This window comes from Hellea balneolensis DSM 19091 (assembly GCF_000428525.1).
Taxonomy (GTDB): Bacteria; Pseudomonadota; Alphaproteobacteria; order Caulobacterales; family Maricaulaceae; genus Hellea; species Hellea balneolensis.
Genome location: NZ_AUAC01000001.1, coordinates 1 through 17,047, shown reverse-complemented (window position 1 = coordinate 17,047; position 17,047 = coordinate 1). Strand labels below are relative to the sequence as shown.

Here is a 17,047-nt window from a genome sequence, read left to right as displayed (position 1 = left end):
TCACGGATTTCCATTTCGACGAGCTCGAGCAGCTCTTCATCGTCAACCTGGTCAACTTTGTTCATGTAAACGACAAGCGCCGGAACACCAACCTGGCGCGCAAGCAAGATGTGCTCACGTGTCTGAGGCATTGGGCCGTCAGCGGCATTCACAACCAAGATAGCACCGTCCATTTGGGCTGCACCTGTGATCATGTTCTTAACATAGTCCGCGTGACCTGGACAATCGACGTGAGCGTAGTGACGATTTTCCGTCTCATACTCAACGTGTGCTGTTGAAATTGTAATACCGCGCGCTTTTTCTTCTGGCGCGCCGTCAATTTGGTCATAGGCCTGGAAATCACCGAAATACTTCGTGATCGCCGCCGTTAGCGTTGTCTTACCATGGTCAACGTGACCAATCGTGCCAATATTCGCATGCGGCTTATTACGCTCAAACTTTTCTTTTGCCATTTTACTGCTCCGTATTCTTTCTTGGAGTTAGATAATCTTATTACTTAGAATGCACAGCCTAAAGCTATGCACCGCCCAATTTTGAGATGACTTCATCTGCAACCGCACGCGGTGTTGCCGCGTAGTGGTCGAATGTCATGGTAAACTGTGCACGTCCCTGCGTTGAAGACCGCAAGTCATTCACATAACCAAACATATTTGCGAGAGGCACCATTGAATTTACAACAACAGCATTTCCACGCATTTCCTGCCCTGCAATCATACCGCGGCGAGAATTAAGGTCACCAATTACAGACCCCAGATACTCATCTGGCGTCACGACTTCAACCTTCATCATAGGCTCAAGAAGCTTAAGCTTACCCTCAACCTTGATTTGACGGAACGCGGCGCGCGCCGCGATTTCGAAAGCCATAACAGAGGAGTCAACATCATGGTAAGCCCCATCATAGAGCTCAGCACTGAAATCAATAACCGGGAAACCTGCCAGAAGACCTGATTCCGCCATAGTACGGATACCCTTTTCAACGCCCGGTATATATTCCTTAGGAACGTTACCACCAACAACTTTAGATTCGAACTGAATACCCTCGCCCGGCTCAAGCGGAGCGAAACGGATCTTAACGCGACCAAACTGACCGGAACCACCAGACTGCTTCTTATGCGTATAATCAATATCAACCGGCTCAGCCAAAGCTTCACGGTAAGCCACTTGAGGCTGACCAATATTCGCTTCGACGCCAAATTCACGCTTTAGACGATCCACAAGAATGTCCAAGTGAAGCTCACCCATACCCGCCATAATAGTTTGACCAGATTCTTCATCTGTATTGACGCGGAATGATGGATCTTCAGCCGCCAAACGTTGAAGACCAACACCAAGTTTCTCTTGGTCAGACTTCGTCTTAGGCTCAACCGCAATTTCGATAACTGGATCAGGGAACTCCATGCGCTCAAGAATAACAGGCGCGTTTTGATCACATAATGTATCACCCGTCGTCGTGCGCTTCAGGCCCGCAACAGCAATAATATCGCCAGCATAAGCCTCTTGGATATCCTCACGATCGTTAGAATGCATCATCATCATACGACCAACGCGCTCTTTATTCTCTTTAACAGAGTTAAGCAGCGTCGTACCCGTTTCGAGCTTACCCGAGTAGATACGACAGAACGTCAACGTACCGACGAATTTGTCATTCATGATTTTAAAGGCCAGCATTGAAAGCGGCTCAGCATCGTCGGCAGGACGACTTGTTTCTTCACCCGTCTTAACATCGATACCTTTAATCGCTTCAATATCAAGCGGAGACGGCAAGTAAGCGACAACAGCGTCAAGTAAAGGCTGAACACCTTTGTTTTTGAAAGCCGTGCCACAAAAAACAGGCACAACCTTATTTGCAATCGTCGCCTCACGCACGAGACGTTGAATTGTTTCAACATCAGGCATCGTGCCTTCGAAATAGGCTTCCATCACAGCGTCATCCATCTCAGCCACAGCTTCGATAAGAGCTTCGCGGTACTCAGCAGCCTTATCAGCTAGCTCAGCAGGAATTTCCACAGTGTCGTATTTTGCGCCGAGATCAGCATCATCCGCCCATGTATAGGCAACATTTTTTACCAGATCGACAACACCCTTGAACTGGTCCTCAGACCCGATAGGGAGCTGCATCTCAAGCGCATTTCCGCCGAGACGGTCTTTGACAGACTGAACAGAGGCGTAGAAATCCGCGCCAATCTTATCCATCTTATTGATGAAGATCATACGCGGGACGTTATACTTATCGGCCTGCCGCCAGACTGTTTCAGTTTGCGGCTCAACACCCGCATTCGCATCGAGAAGCGCAACAGCGCCATCGAGAACGCGGAGAGAACGCTCAACTTCAATCGTGAAGTCAACGTGACCCGGTGTGTCAATGATATTTAGGCGCTTACCCGCCCAGAAACAGGTCGTCGCAGCAGATGTAATCGTAATGCCACGCTCTTGCTCCTGCTCCATCCAATCCATAGTGGCCGCACCATCATGAACTTCAGCAATTTTATGGTTCTTACCTGTATAATAAAGAATGCGCTCCGTGCAGGTCGTTTTACCCGCATCAATATGCGCCATGATACCAAAATTACGGTAATCTTTAAGGTCGTAGTCGCGTGCCATGTCGGTCTCTTATCCTGATCTACCAGCGGTAATGTGAGAACGCACGGTTAGCCTCAGCCATACGGTGCGTATCTTCGCGTTTCTTCACGGCAGAACCGCGGTTATTGGAGGCGTCCATGAGCTCACCCGCAAGGCGCTCACGCATTGTGTTTTCGTTGCGCGCACGAGAGGCTGACACCAACCAACGAATAGCCAAAGCCTGACGACGGTCTGGACGCACCTCAACAGGCACCTGATAAGTTGCACCACCCACACGGCGTGAACGCACTTCGACAGCTGGCTTAATATTCTCAAGCGCGTCGTGGAACACACGGATAGGCTCAGTCTTAGCTTTGTCTTCAACGATATCCATCGCGCCATAGACAATCTTCTCAGCCGTTGATTTCTTGCCGTCAAGCATGATGGCATTCATGAATTTAGACAGAACCAAGTCGTTAAACTTAGGATCCGGGAGGATTTCCCGTTTTTCAGCGCGGTGACGTCTCGACATCTGTAAGCCTTTTTCCTGCACAAAATGCAAACATCCCGCCCCTCGCACCATGCGAAGTGACAGGCTATCTGCAACAAAATCGCTCCGTCCGCGTAAAATCTTACGCGAATGAACCGATAGGGTTATTCTATTTCCGTCTTAAACGAGGTTTCTACGGCAACCCATAGACAGCACGCTCATCAACTTGGCCGCCGTATAGAAGGGGATTCGCGTGGCGTCAACAGCTGAATGTGGCTTTTTTTGTTGTGATAGCGAAGCCACCATTCTGCCTCAAGATCATAGCCTATAGACGTTTATTTCGCGCCCTGCTCTACTACCTCCATGACACGCAACAAATTACCGCCCCAAATTTTGGCGATATCATCTTCGCTATAGCCGCGCTTAACCAGTTCTGCTGTGACATTTGCAGTTTCGGCGGCGTTTTGCCACCCGCCAATACCCCCGCCGCCATCAAAGTCAGAAGCAATCCCCACGGAGTCAATGCCCGCGACTTTTACCGCATGATCAATGTGGTCGACAAAATCAGAGACAATCGCCTCAGGGGCCATGGCTGTGATCTTTGCCCGTTCCGCCATATAAGCATCGCGCTTAGCTTGATCCCATGTATTGCGATCCCCATATTCGGCGTCCAATTTATCGCGCGCAGCTTGCTGCTGGTCCGTGGGAAGTTTGACATAGCTCCCCAAGGCTACCATTTGCGCGACGCCGCCGACCTCGGCAATCTTGCTAAGCTGTTCATCATCCAGATTACGCGCAGAATCTGCGACAGCTTTGACGCCGCTATGGCTCGCAATGATAGGTGTGCGGGACAAATCCGCCGCCTGCATCATCGTTTCTTTGCCGGCGTGGGACACATCAACCATAATGCCATTATCATTCATTGCCCGTACAAGATCTTTGCCTAAAGGCGATAAGCCGTTCCAACGTGGCCCGTCATCGCGCGTGAAATTCATATTGGAACTGTCGCCAAATTGATTATGCCCGAAATGGGTAATCCCCATATAGCGCACGCCGCGCTCTGCCCACATCGGAACGCTCTCCACGCTCTCCCCTAATGGATAGGCATTTTCCACACCAATCATGACGGCATATTTCCCTGCGGCCACAATACGGCGAACATCTGCCGCTGTTTTGGCAAGCTCGAAACTCTCATTATGAGTCGTCACAAGGCTTTGAATGGCCGCATTGCGCGTCTCTGCGATGGCCGCGCCTCGCGCATAACCCGCCTCATTTAAATCACCCTGAGGCGTATAAACGATCCAAAAGCCGCTATCGAGTTCACCGGCTTGGAGCTTCGGCAGGTCGACCTGCAAATCCGTCGGACCGCTTGGATCAATCTCTTTCATATAAGTCAGCGGGATATCAATATGTGTATCGAGCGTTAGGGTACGCGCATGAATAGCGGCGGCATCAAGCTCAGTCTGCGCATCGTCAGGCGTCGTGGCCACCTCCCCTTGGCAAGCCGCTAGGCTGAGCGCGAGAAGTCCGAGTGTGATGTTACGCATGATAAGTCCTTTTGTGTTTGTGGCAGCATAGTCCGCCCAGAGATAAGGGCAATAAAAAAGCCGCCCCAAGGGGACGGCTTTAATTCAGTTCTCTGGCCTTCATCGCCAACGATGAAGGAACTCCGTTGAAATCGATACACAGTATCGATTTCGGCCACTACGTTACTCCGCAGCGTCTCCGTCAATTTCGCTTGGGAACTCTTCGAGTTGCGGGGCGTTTGCCGCGCGCTCTTCAAGAAGTTTCTGATCGCGATCATTGGCGAGCTTTTGATACTTACGCAGATTGCCACCTGTACCCGCCGGAATGAGACGTCCAACAATGACGTTCTCTTTAAGACCTTCGAGCATATCTTCCTTACCTTGGACAGACGCTTCAGTGAGGACGCGTGTTGTCTCTTGGAAAGAGGCCGCTGAGATGAAGGAGCGAGTCTGTAAGGACGCTTTGGTGATACCGAGCAGAACCGGCGTGCTTGTCGCTGGCGTTGCATTCTTATCACGCTCAAGCAGAGCCTCGTTGACTTTGTTGAACTCGATTTTGTCCATTTGCTCTTTACGCAGAAGTGTTGTGTCGCCTGGATCGACAACTTCAACCTTTTGCAGCATCTGGCGCACGATAACTTCAATATGTTTGTCGTTAATCGGAACACCTTGCAGACGGTAAACACCTTGGACTTCGTCAACCAAATATTCAGCCAAAGCTTCGACACCCATAATCGCAAGGATATCATGAGGGGCTGGGTTACCATCAATGATGTAATCGCCTTTTTTGACCATATCACCATCTGAGACGAGCATATGCTTGCCTTTCGCGATGAGATATGAAGACGGGTCCATAGACTCATCTTCGGGCAGAATTTGAATTTTACGCTTGTTTTTATAATCACGCGTAAATTCAATCTTACCGTCAATATCCGCGATAACCGCATCATCCTTAGGACGGCGCGCCTCAAAGAGTTCCGCAACACGCGGTAGACCACCCGTAATATCACGCTGTGTCGCGCCGCCTTTAGCGATACGCGCAAGAGCCGCACCTGGCTTAACAGTGTCACCGTCTTGTACGGATAGGATCGCGCCAACGGCCAACATGTAACGGGCAATATTGCCATTTCCAAGTTTGATCGGCTCACCATTTTCGTCTTCGATAACCGCTACAGGCTGGATATCACCGGACTTAGAGGACGCACGCCAATCAACGATAACTTTTGAGGAGATACCTGTCTCTTCGTCAGTTTCTTCTTTGGCAGACACACCATCAACAATATCGAGCAAGCGAACAGTACCGCCGACTTCGGTTAAAATAGGCGTTGCATATGGATCCCATTCCGCGAGGCGATCGCCACGCTTAACTTTGTCGCCTGATTTGACAGGGACACGGGAGCCGTAATCGACCTTGTGCATTTCAAGCTCTTTGCCATCTTTATCGACAACAGAGAATTCAAGCTTACGCGACTTAACAATAAAGCCGCTATCCGTCTTGATGACGTCATCAGCATTATATTGCAGCGTACCTTCATTCGAGCTTTCCGTGACAGATTTATCTGAAACAGACGCCGTACCGCCAATATGGAATGTCCGCATGGTCAGCTGTGTACCTGGTTCGCCAATGGATTGCGCCGCGATTACACCGACAGCTTCGCCCATATTCACTTTCGTACCACGAGCCAAGTCACGCCCATAACATGTGGCGCAAATACCAGTAACAGTGTCACATGTCAGCGGGCTACGAGAGCGTAGGTTCTGAAGGCCAGAGGCATCGATTTCAGCCGCAATATCTTCATCAACATATGTGTTGGCAGGATAAAGCAATTCACCATTACGCGGGTCTTGGATATCTTCAGCCAGCGTACGGCCAAGAGCGCGTTCGCCAAGAGACACAACAACTTCACCACTATCGACAACAGGCTTGAGCTCTATACCATTTTCAGTCCCGCAATCTTGCTCTGTAACGATACAGTCCTGCGCAACGTCAACGAGACGGCGTGTGAGGTAACCCGAGTTCGCTGTTTTAAGCGCCGTATCCGCAAGACCCTTACGGGCCCCGTGGGTTGAGTTAAAGTAATCCATAACAGTCAAACCTTCTTTAAAGTTCGCTGTAATTGGCGTTTCGATAATCTCGCCTGATGGCTTGGCCATAAGGCCTCGCATACCCGCAAGCTGCTTCATTTGGTTCTTTGACCCACGCGCGCCTGAGTCGGCCATCATAAATATAGAGTTGATACGCTTACGCGGACGCGCAGCTTCGTCCATCATGGCATCCGCCACTTTATCCGTACATTTCGACCACGCATCGACAACTTTGTTATATTTTTCGCCCTTAGTAATAAGGCCGTCAGCATATTGCTGTTCAAAGTCAGAGACGAGCTCTTGTGTCTGATTTACGAGCGTATATTTCGCGTCAGGGATAACCATGTCATCCTTACCGAAAGAAATACCGGCATTACAAGCTTCGCGGAAACCCAGGCCCATCATCTTATCAGCAAAGATAACTGTCGCCTTCTGTCCGGCATGACGATAAACCGTATCAATCAGTTTCCCGATTTCTTTCTTCGTCAGCGTTCTGTTGATGATGTCATATTTCACCAATGGATGACGCGGCAAATACTCTGCGAGCTTAAGACGGCCCGGAGATGTTTCAGCGACTTCATAAGTCACAGTCCCGTCCTCGTGAGTGACAGGGAAACGTCCTTTTACTTTGGAGTGAACGGTGATGTAGCCATTATCAAGCGCGGCTTCGACTTCGTCGATAGACGCGAACATCATGCCTTCGCCCTTCTCGCCGTCGCGCATCAGCGACATGTAATAAAGACCGAGAACGATATCCTGAGACGGAACAATAATCGGCTTACCATTAGCTGGTGACAAGATGTTGTTCGTTGACATCATCAAGACGCGCGCTTCTAGCTGGGCTTCGATAGAGAGCGGGACGTGAACGGCCATTTGGTCACCGTCAAAGTCCGCGTTAAAGGCCGCACATACAAGCGGGTGAAGACGGATGGCCTTGCCTTCTGTTAGCTTAGGCTCAAATGCTTGGATACCCAATCTATGGAGCGTCGGCGCACGGTTCAAAAGAACTGGATGCTCACGGATAACTTCGTCAAGAATATCCCAAACTTCAGGACGTTCTTTTTCGACAAGCTTCTTAGATTGCTTAACTGTTCCTGAGAGACCTTTGGCATCAAGACGTGCATAGATGAACGGTTTGAAGAGTTCCAAAGCCATTTTCTTTGGTAGGCCACATTCGTGCAGTTTCAGCTCAGGGCCAACCACAATCACGGAACGGCCGGAATAGTCAACGCGCTTACCGAGCAAGTTCTGACGGAAGCGGCCTTGCTTACCCTTAAGCATATCTGACATAGATTTCAGCGGACGCTTATTCGCGCCTGTAATCACACGGCCACGGCGGCCATTGTCAAAGAGGGCATCAACAGATTCTTGAAGCATACGCTTCTCGTTACGGATGATGATGTCTGGCGCGCGAAGTTCGATAAGACGCTTCAAGCGGTTGTTACGGTTAATCACACGGCGATAAAGATCGTTCAAATCTGACGTCGCAAAACGGCCACCATCTAGCGGCACGAGCGGGCGTAGCTCTGGCGGAATAACAGGTACGATTGTTAGAACCATCCACTCAGGACGGTTGCCTGATGTGATGAAAGCTTCCAGCAACTTCAAACGTTTTGAGAGCTTTTTCAGCTTAAGCTCGGAACCCGTTTCAGTCATGTCGAAACGCGTACGCTCAACTTCGGCCTCAAGGTCGAGATTGATAAGCATTTCGCGCACAGCTTCCGCGCCAATGCCGGCGGTAAAGCTGTCTTCGCCAAATTCGGCTTGCGCGTCGAGATATTCTTCCTCGGAGAGGATTTGACGCTCAGCAAGTGAGGTCAGGCCTGGCTCTGTGACAACATAGCTTTCAAAGTAAAGTACGCGCTCAACTTCTTTGAGCGTCATATTGAGCATGGAAGAAATACGCGATGGCAGTGATTTCAAGAACCAGATATGGGCACAAGGGGCCGCCAATTCGATATGGCCCATACGCTCACGGCGCACGCGGGTTACAGTCACTTCAACGCCGCATTTTTCGCAAACGACGCCTTTATACTTCATGCGCTTATATTTACCGCAGAGACATTCGTAATCTTTGACAGGGCCAAAGATACGCGCACAGAACAGGCCGTCTTTTTCAGGCTTGAAGGTACGATAATTTATGGTTTCCGGCTTACGGATTTCACCAAATGACCAGCTGTGGATTTTCTCTGGCGACGCCAAAGAAATACGGATGCGGTCAAAGGTCGGGCCTTCTTGCGCGGGATTGAAAATGTTCATGACCTCTTGGTTCATAACTTTTTCCTTTAATTTGGCTTCGGTGCGTCCACCTAGGCCGTGAAAATTCTTCTCAAATCATGGGAGGGGCTGCGCCCCTGCCCTTTCTTTAACCGTTTGTCAGTTCGATGTTCAGACCGAGAGAACGAATCTCTTTAATCAAGACATTGAAGCTTTCCGGGATACCCGCTTCGAATGCATCATCGCCTCGGACGATGGATTCGTAAACCTTGGTTCGGCCCGCCACGTCATCTGACTTAACGGTCAGCATTTCTTGTAGCGTATAAGCCGCGCCGTAAGCCTCCAAAGCCCAGACTTCCATCTCACCGAAGCGCTGACCACCAAACTGGGCTTTACCGCCGAGAGGTTGCTGCGTGACGAGCGAGTATGGCCCAATCGAACGGGCGTGAATCTTATCATCAACCAAGTGATGCAGTTTCAGCAGATACTTATATCCGACAGTCACAGGACGCGTGAAGCGCTCACCTGTCCGGCCATCATTCAGCACCATTTGACCTGAACTATGCAGACCCGCCTTTTCGAGCATCTTCACGATGTCCGGCTCACGCGCACCATCAAAGACAGGCGTCGCAATCGGAACACCGCCCGTAACATTACCCGCAAGCTCAATGATTTCATCATTCTTGCGCGGCAGCGTTTCGTCTTCACCATAGACATGTTGAATAGTCTCACGCAGGGCGGACATATCATTATTGGCGCGATATTCTTCCATCGCATCATCAATGAGCTTACCCACACCCGCACAGGCCCAGCCCAAATGGGTTTCTAAAATCTGGCCAACATTCATTCGCGATGGAACACCAAGTGGGTTCAGTACGATATCAACGGCTTGGCCTGTTTCCAGATATGGCATATCCTCAACCGGGTTGATCTTGGAAATAACACCCTTGTTTCCATGACGACCGGCCATCTTATCACCGGGCTGGAGCTTACGCTTCACCGCCACAAAGACTTTCACCATCTTCATAACGCCCGGAGGCAGTTCGTCGCCGCGCTGTAGCTTATCAACCTTATCTTCGAAGCGGTCATCAAGACGCTTCTTAGAGCTATCATATTGCTCTTTTAAAGCTTCAAGCTCGCCAATGGCTTTCTCGTCGTCAATACCGACGCGCCACCAATCGGAGCGCGGAATTTCGTCGAGCGTTTCATCTGTAACAGGACCTTTGCGGAACCCGCGCGGACCAGACACGGCTGTTTTGCCAAGAAGTGTTTTCTTCACAGACGCATAGATAGAACGCTCAAGAATGGCGAGTTCATCATCACGGTCTTTACCGAGAAATTCGATTTCCTCGCGCTCGATTTGCATCGCGCGCTCATCTTTATCCACGCCGTGGCGGTTAAAGACACGAACTTCGACGACCGTTCCAGAGGCTCCCGGAGGCAGCTTAAGCGATGTATCACGAACGTCAGAGGCTTTCTCGCCAAAGATAGCGCGAAGGAGTTTCTCTTCTGGTGTCATCGGGCTCTCGCCTTTCGGCGTGACCTTACCGACGAGAATATCGCCCGCATGGATTTCAGCCCCGACAGCGACAATACCGGCTTCGTCGAGGTTCCGTAAGGATTCCTCACCGACATTTGGAATATCGCGTGTGATTTCCTCAGGCCCAAGCTTTGTATCGCGAGCCATGACAGAGAATTCTTCGATGTGGAGCGATGTGTAAACATCGTCACGCACAATACGCTCTGAAATCAGGATTGAGTCCTCAAAGTTATAACCATTCCAAGGCATAAAGGCGACGAGCACGTTCTTGCCGAGCGCCAATTCACCAAGATCTGTTGACGGGCCATCCGCAATGATATCGCCAGCTTGAACCGTATCGCCCACTTTGACCAATGGACGCTGATTAATACAAGTCGATTGGTTAGAGCGCTGGAATTTCAGCAGGTTGTAAATATCAACACCAGATTTCGCGAGGTTTGTTTCTTTCGTAGCACGGACAACGATACGTTTCGCATCAACCTGCTCCACGATACCTTCGCGTTTCGCTGCAACTGTCGCTCCAGAGTCAAGCGCCACAACAGACTCCATGCCGGTTCCGACAAGTGGAGCCTCCGCTTTCAAGAGCGGCACAGCCTGACGCATCATGTTTGATCCCATGAGCGCGCGGTTCGCATCGTCATTCTCAAGGAATGGGATAAGCGCGGCCGCAACAGACACCAACTGTTTTGGGCTAACGTCAATGAAGTCAACATCTTCCTTCGCCACCAAAGTCACATCACCATTCACGCGGCATGTTACAAAATCATTAGCGAGCTCGCCTTTGTCATTAATTTCCGCATTGGCCTGGGCGATTGAATAACGCGCCTCTTCCATAGCAGAGATATAAACTACTTCATCTTTGAGCTTGCCATTGACGATTTTGCGGTAGGGGCTTTCGATAAAGCCATATTTATTCACCCGCGCATGTGTGGCGAGCGAGTTAATCAAGCCAATATTCGGGCCTTCAGGGGTTTCAATCGGACAGATACGGCCATAATGCGTTGGGTGAACGTCACGGACTTCAAAGCCTGCACGTTCACGCGTCAGACCGCCAGGCCCAAGCGCTGAGAGACGGCGCTTATGCGTAATCTCTGAGAGCGGGTTCGTTTGGTCCATAAATTGTGAAAGCTGCGATGAGCCAAAGAACTCACGCACAACTGCCGCAGCAGGTTTGGCGTTGATAAGGTCATGCGGCATAACAGTTTCAATATCGACAGACTGCATACGCTCTTTAATCGCGCGTTCCATGCGGAGCAGACCGATGCGGTATTGGTTTTGCATCAATTCACCAACAGACCGAACACGGCGATTGCCGAGGTTATCAATATCATCAACTTGGCCAATGCCGTCTTTTAGCTTGGTCAGTGTATCGACAACAGCCAGAATGTCTTCCTTACGCAGAACGCGGATTTCATCGCCGACATCTTCCATGTCCATGCGAAGATTCATTTTAACGCGGCCAACAGCGGAGAGATCATAGCGTTCTCCATCAAAGAAGAGCGAGTTAAACAGATCTTCAGCGGCTTCTGTTGTCGGGGGTTCACCCGGGCGCATTACGCGGTAAATATCTACAAGTGCACCTTCGCGGGTATCGTTCTTATCTGCCGCGAGCGTATTACGAATATAAGGCCCGACATTAACAAAATCGATGTTCAGGACTGAAATTTCAGTAATTCCCGCCTCGTTAATCAGCTCCATAGCTTCTTCGGATAGCTCGTCACCAGCTTCGGCATAGATCTGGCCTGTTTCCATGTTGACGATGTCTTCTGCTGCAAAGCGCTCGGACATTTCCTCATTGGAAATCAAAACATTCTTCAAGCCATCATCGGCGAGTTTTTTGGCGCCGCGCTTTGTAAGCTTACGGCCAGCAGGAGCAACAACCTCACCTGTCTTGGCATCGACCAAGTCACGCAGGAGCTTTGCGCCGCGATAATCATCGGCATTAAACGGACGCGTCCAGCCGTCTTTTTTCTTGTCGCGCTTAAAAGCGATCTGCTTGTAATATTGCTCAAGAATTTCTTCTTTGGACATACCAAGCGCATAAAGAATTGACGTCGCTGGAAGCTTCCGGCGGCGGTCAATACGCGCATAAAGAATATCTTTGGCGTCAAATTCAAAATCGAGCCAAGATCCGCGATACGGAATGATACGCGCAGAGAAAAGAAACTTACCTGAGCTGTGACCTTTACCTTTATCATGGCTGAAAAATACGCCCGGCGAACGGTGCATTTGAGACACGATCACGCGCTCTGTACCGTTGACAATAAATGTGCCCTTTTCAGTCATGAGCGGGATATCGCCCATATAGACGTCTTGCTCTTTGATGTCCTTAACCGAACGGGCCCCTGTGTCGTCATCAATATCAAACACAACAAGGCGCATTTTCACCTTTAACGGCGCGGCATAAGTTATATCGCGCTGCTGACACTCTTCTTCGTCAAATTTTGGCGGCTCAAATACAAATGAGACATATTCCAGGACGGCGCGATCGGAAAAATCACGAACAGGGAAGACTGAATGGAAAACACCATTCATTCCGTCGTCTTTTCCACGCTCTTCATGCGGAATGGATTTTTGCAAAAACTGATTATAAGAGCTCTTTTGAACTTCAATCAAATTTGGCATGCGGATAACTTCAGGAATCCGGCCAAAGCTTTTGCGAATACGTTTTTTACCAGTGAACGTCAGCGACATCTGTGACACCTTTTAAGTTTGGACAATGGGCTGCAGTCCCGGCTGTCCTTAAAATTCTTTGGGGTTTTATTTGACTGACCCCCGCCAGTTTTCACCTTTTACCTCAGCGAAAGAGAGGGTCCGGACGGAGCAAAACTCCGCCCGGAAATAATCTTAGAGACTATTTAAGCTCAACAGTGGCGCCAGCCGCTTCGAGTTTCTCTTTGATGTCGTTAGCTTCTGCTTCCGGCACACCTTCTTTGACGGCTTTAGGAGCAGATTCAACAAGCTCTTTAGCTTCTTTCAGGCCTAGACCTGTGATGCCGCGGACTTCTTTGATGACAGAAATTTTGTTTCCGCCAAATGATGTCATGACAACATCAAAATCCGTTTTTGCTTCAGCAGCTTCGCCGCCACCAGCAGCAGGACCAGCAACTGCAACAGCAGCTGCGGCTTTAATGCCATTTTCTTCGAGAATGTCATTGAGTTCTTTTGCTTCGAGGATGGTTAGACCCATCAGCTCATCAGCGAGTTTTTTTACATCAGCCATTTTAGCTTCCTTAAGTTTAGTATCAGTTCGATTTTGCGAGAATGAAAGTTGTTAGTTATGCCGCCGCTTTTTCTTCGATCACTTTGATCGCGCCCGAAAGCGCTGAACCAGGTGACATAAGACGCTGAGCCACTTCGGAGGCCTGACCGATAAGACGGGCAGCAGCCATTCCAATAAGCTCTTCGCGAGATGGCAGTTTGGAAAGCGCCACGATACCTTCGGTACCGAAAACCTCTTCACCCATAAATCCACCTTTAATAGCAAAAGCTTTGCTATCTTTGGCAAATTCAACTGCCACCTTTGGCGCGCTGATCATGTCGTCAGCCCAGGCAATTGCCACAGGCCCTACAAACATGTCACCGGCTGCCTCAAAAGGTTTCCCTTTCATGGCAATTTTCGCCAGACGGTTTTTAACAACACGGATTGACGCACCCTGCTCACGCAGTTTGGCACGAAGCTCCGTCATTTCCGCAACAGTCATGCCTGAATATTCAGCCATAACCACGGATCCGGAATTGTCAAAGATCTCAGCGATCTCTTTGACCTGTTCCTCTTTTTGAGAACGATCCATTTTGCGGTCTCCCTGTTAATGACCTCCACACCATGCGGAAGTCTTCCAAGTGCTCACCACCTCCGTTATGGACGCCGCGAGCGGTTTCCTGCCCCCCGTAAAGGGTTTAACAGAGGATCGAACTAATCTGCTCACATCAGTGAGGAAAATCAGTTTCATCTCTGCCTATACCGGTCATTAAGTCGGCGGTCTTTCAAAACCGCAAACACCGATAGTCTTGGACAGACCAAGCGGCCTAAACTGCTTGGTAAATGAGCGAGATAATCCCGCCCAAATTCTTTGTGACGTTCGCTTTAAGCGTTGACGTCAGATGAATCGATTTTCACGCCAGGGCCCATAGTTGAGCTGAGCGTGATACGCTTCATAAATGTACCTTTTGCGCCGGATGGGCGCGCTTTTTGAATAGCTGTCAAAAACGCATTGACGTTTTCTTCAAGCTTATCTTGCGCGAAGCTGGCTTTACCAACACCGGCGTGGACGATACCTGCTTTTTCAACGCGGAACTCAACAGCGCCGCCCTTGGCATCACCAATAGCTTTTGTAACGTCCATCGTCACAGTGCCGACTTTCGGGTTTGGCATCATGCCCTTAGGACCCAAAACCTTACCGAGACGGCCCACAAGTGGCATCATGTCCGGGGTTGCAATAACGCGCTCAAACGGCATGTCGCCTTTTTGAATTTGCTCCATCAAGTCTTCAGCACCGACAACATCAGCGCCAGCTGCACGCGCTTCATCTGCCTTTGCATCTTTTGCGAAAACAGCCACACGAACGCTGCGGCCCGTACCGTTTGGAAGATTACACACACCGCGAACCATTTGGTCTGCATGACGTGGATCAACACCCAAATTGATCGCAACTTCGACAGTTTCATCAAATTTAGCTGACGCATTGTCTTTGACGATTTTTACAGCATCAGAAACGCTGTGATCGACAGTTTTGTCGTAAGACGCCGTTGCGGCCTTATATCTTTTACCCGCCATGATCTAAGCTCCCGTCACTTCGTAGCCCATCGAACGAGCTGAACCCGCGATGATAAGAGCACCTTGATCAACATCATTAGCTGACAAGTCTGCGAGTTTAATTTCAGCAATTTCGCGGCACTGCGCCATTGTTACTGTTCCGCCAACTTCACGGCCGGGGTGATTAGCGCCCATTTTCTTGCCGGCCATCTTTTTAAGATAGTAAGAGGCAGGTGCCGTTTTAGTCACGAATGTAAAAGACTTATCCGCATAGACAGTTATGACCGTCGGTGTCGGAACGCCCTTTTCAAGCGCTTCTGTTTTCGCGTTAAATGCTTTCGCAAACTCCATGATGTTCACGCCGCGCTGACCCAATGCTGGCCCAAGAGGCGGTGACGGATTAGCTGATCCAGCAGGGATCATAAGCTTGATATAGCCAGAAATCTTCTTTGCCATTTTCCACTCCATATGAGGCGAATTCGCCTCGGTTAAAATACGTTACCGCCCTCTTGGCGATAACTATTGTGGTGTCTGTGGTACGATAACGACTGGACTTAGCCGCCTCTCCCACAAACTTGGATTTTCCCACTGGGAAAATCTCAAGAACGAAACAACAGTCTTAGTTGTTTCGCTGTACTTGCCCTCCAAAAGGAGGAAAAATTCTTTTCAAAACAACGAAGAGTGTTGTTTTGTTGTCGACATTTTCCTTTGGAAAATGCGACTTACTGCTTCTCAACCTGAACGTAATTCAATTCGACAGGCGTACCCTGCCCAAAAATATTAATCAGCACTTTAAGGCGCGCCGCCTCTTCATCAACACTCTCAACTGTGCCGTTAAAGCTCTGGAAAGGTCCGTCAACGACTTTAACAGTTTCGCCGATTTCGAATGTAATCATTGGGCGCGGACTTTCAACGCCCTCTTGAATTTGACCAACAATACGCGCGATTTCAGCCTCGGAAACAGGTAAAGGCTTATTTGCATTTCCCAGAAAACCCGTCACTTTCGGCGTGTTTTTGACTAAATGGTAAGCCGCATCCGTCAAATCAACCTTGACCAACACATAACCAGGGAAGAACTTACGCTCGCTTTCGACCTTACGGCCCTTACGTACCTCAACAACATTTTCAGTCGGCACAAGGATTTCCTCAAAGAGGTGATCAAGTCCCTTTTCAGCCGCTTCACGCTCAAGCGTTTCTTTCACGCGCTTCTCAAAATTTGAGTAGGCCTGAACGATATACCACTTCGCTGCCATTACGCAGACCCTCCAAAACCAAGAACCAGTTTAATAATGTTAGCCAAAGCCCAATCCACTACAAAAAAGAAGATGCCCATTATAATGACCATTATCATGACCAGAATTGTCGTCGTGATTGTCTCACGCGACGTCGGCCAGACCACCTTACGGGCCTCCTGACGAACTTGACCGACATATTTGACAGGTCCGACTTTATCTTTTGCGGGCTTTGTATCAGCCATCTCACTTAAACTCCAAAACGCGGGCCGAAAAATTTCGGACCGCGTTCGTTATATTGTGCCTCTTACTTTGACTTTAAAGGGCTACTCTTTTTTGAGTGGCAGGGGCGGAGAGACTCGAACTCCCGACCCTCGGTTTTGGAGACCGATGCTCTACCAACTGAGCTACACCCCTATACTTTAAAGTCCTTATCAGGCGGCAAGCCGAGTATTCGACTTGCTATGTGCAATCTATCTACTCAATGATTTTACCGACGACGCCGGCGCCGACTGTGCGGCCACCTTCGCGGATCGCGAAGCGGAGCTTCTCTTCCATCGCGATGGGCACGATAAGCTCAACATTGATGTTCACATTGTCGCCCGGCATGACCATTTCTGTGCCAGAGTCCAATGTCACAAC

The 17,047-nt window shown here is 49.6% G+C and carries 13 protein-coding genes and 1 tRNA gene; all 14 read right to left on the bottom strand.

Annotated elements, in window-relative coordinates:
* Positions 1 to 452: GTP-binding protein (locus tag F569_RS0100070; RefSeq protein WP_026940508.1), on the bottom strand; the 452-nt coding region annotated here is incomplete at its 3' end.
* Between the two features lie 64 nt (positions 453 to 516).
* Positions 517 to 2,601: an elongation factor G gene (fusA, locus tag F569_RS0100065; RefSeq protein ID WP_026940507.1), complete on the bottom strand. Its 2,085-nt coding sequence runs from the start codon at positions 2,599 to 2,601 to the stop codon at positions 517 to 519.
* A 19-nt stretch (positions 2,602 to 2,620) separates the two neighbouring features.
* Positions 2,621 to 3,091, bottom strand: coding sequence for a 30S ribosomal protein S7 (gene rpsG / locus F569_RS0100060; protein ID WP_026940506.1), 471 nt, complete (start codon positions 3,089 to 3,091; stop codon positions 2,621 to 2,623).
* 293 nt (positions 3,092 to 3,384) lie between these two features.
* Positions 3,385 to 4,596: a dipeptidase gene (locus F569_RS0100055; RefSeq protein ID WP_026940505.1), complete on the bottom strand. Its 1,212-nt coding sequence runs from the start codon at positions 4,594 to 4,596 to the stop codon at positions 3,385 to 3,387.
* Positions 4,597 to 4,758: 162 nt separating this feature from the next.
* Positions 4,759 to 8,934 carry a DNA-directed RNA polymerase subunit beta' gene (gene rpoC, locus F569_RS0100050; protein ID WP_026940504.1) on the bottom strand — a complete coding sequence of 1,392 codons (4,176 nt, stop codon included), beginning with the start codon at positions 8,932 to 8,934 and terminating at the stop codon, positions 4,759 to 4,761.
* A 91-nt stretch (positions 8,935 to 9,025) separates the two neighbouring features.
* Positions 9,026 to 13,111 carry a DNA-directed RNA polymerase subunit beta gene (gene rpoB, locus F569_RS0100045; protein ID WP_026940503.1) on the bottom strand — a complete coding sequence of 1,362 codons (4,086 nt, stop codon included), beginning with the start codon at positions 13,109 to 13,111 and terminating at the stop codon, positions 9,026 to 9,028.
* 160 nt (positions 13,112 to 13,271) lie between these two features.
* Positions 13,272 to 13,640 carry a 50S ribosomal protein L7/L12 gene (gene rplL / locus F569_RS0100040; protein WP_026940502.1) on the bottom strand — a complete coding sequence of 123 codons (369 nt, stop codon included), beginning with the start codon at positions 13,638 to 13,640 and terminating at the stop codon, positions 13,272 to 13,274.
* Between the two features lie 55 nt (positions 13,641 to 13,695).
* Complete coding sequence (gene rplJ, locus F569_RS0100035; RefSeq protein WP_026940501.1) at positions 13,696 to 14,211, bottom strand: 50S ribosomal protein L10; 516 nt, start codon at positions 14,209 to 14,211, stop codon at positions 13,696 to 13,698.
* Positions 14,212 to 14,504: 293 nt separating this feature from the next.
* Positions 14,505 to 15,194, bottom strand: coding sequence for a 50S ribosomal protein L1 (rplA, locus tag F569_RS0100030; protein ID WP_026940500.1), 690 nt, complete (start codon positions 15,192 to 15,194; stop codon positions 14,505 to 14,507).
* A 3-nt stretch (positions 15,195 to 15,197) separates the two neighbouring features.
* The gene (gene rplK, locus F569_RS0100025; protein WP_026940499.1) at positions 15,198 to 15,629 is read right to left on the bottom strand and encodes a 50S ribosomal protein L11; all 432 of its coding nucleotides are present in this window, start codon (positions 15,627 to 15,629) and stop codon (positions 15,198 to 15,200) included.
* A gap of 266 nt (positions 15,630 to 15,895) precedes the next feature.
* The gene (nusG, locus tag F569_RS0100020) at positions 15,896 to 16,426 is read right to left on the bottom strand and encodes a transcription termination/antitermination protein NusG (RefSeq protein WP_026940498.1); all 531 of its coding nucleotides are present in this window, start codon (positions 16,424 to 16,426) and stop codon (positions 15,896 to 15,898) included.
* Positions 16,426 to 16,650 carry a preprotein translocase subunit SecE gene (secE, locus tag F569_RS0100015; RefSeq protein ID WP_026940497.1) on the bottom strand — a complete coding sequence of 75 codons (225 nt, stop codon included), beginning with the start codon at positions 16,648 to 16,650 and terminating at the stop codon, positions 16,426 to 16,428. Before secE ends, nusG begins: the two co-directional genes overlap by 1 nt.
* A 96-nt stretch (positions 16,651 to 16,746) precedes the next feature.
* Positions 16,747 to 16,822: transfer RNA gene (locus F569_RS0100010), tRNA-Trp, on the bottom strand.
* Between the two features lie 60 nt (positions 16,823 to 16,882).
* Positions 16,883 to 17,047 (bottom strand): EF-Tu C-terminal domain-related protein (locus F569_RS19260; protein WP_456077557.1); only part of this gene is annotated, 165 nt, incomplete at its 5' end.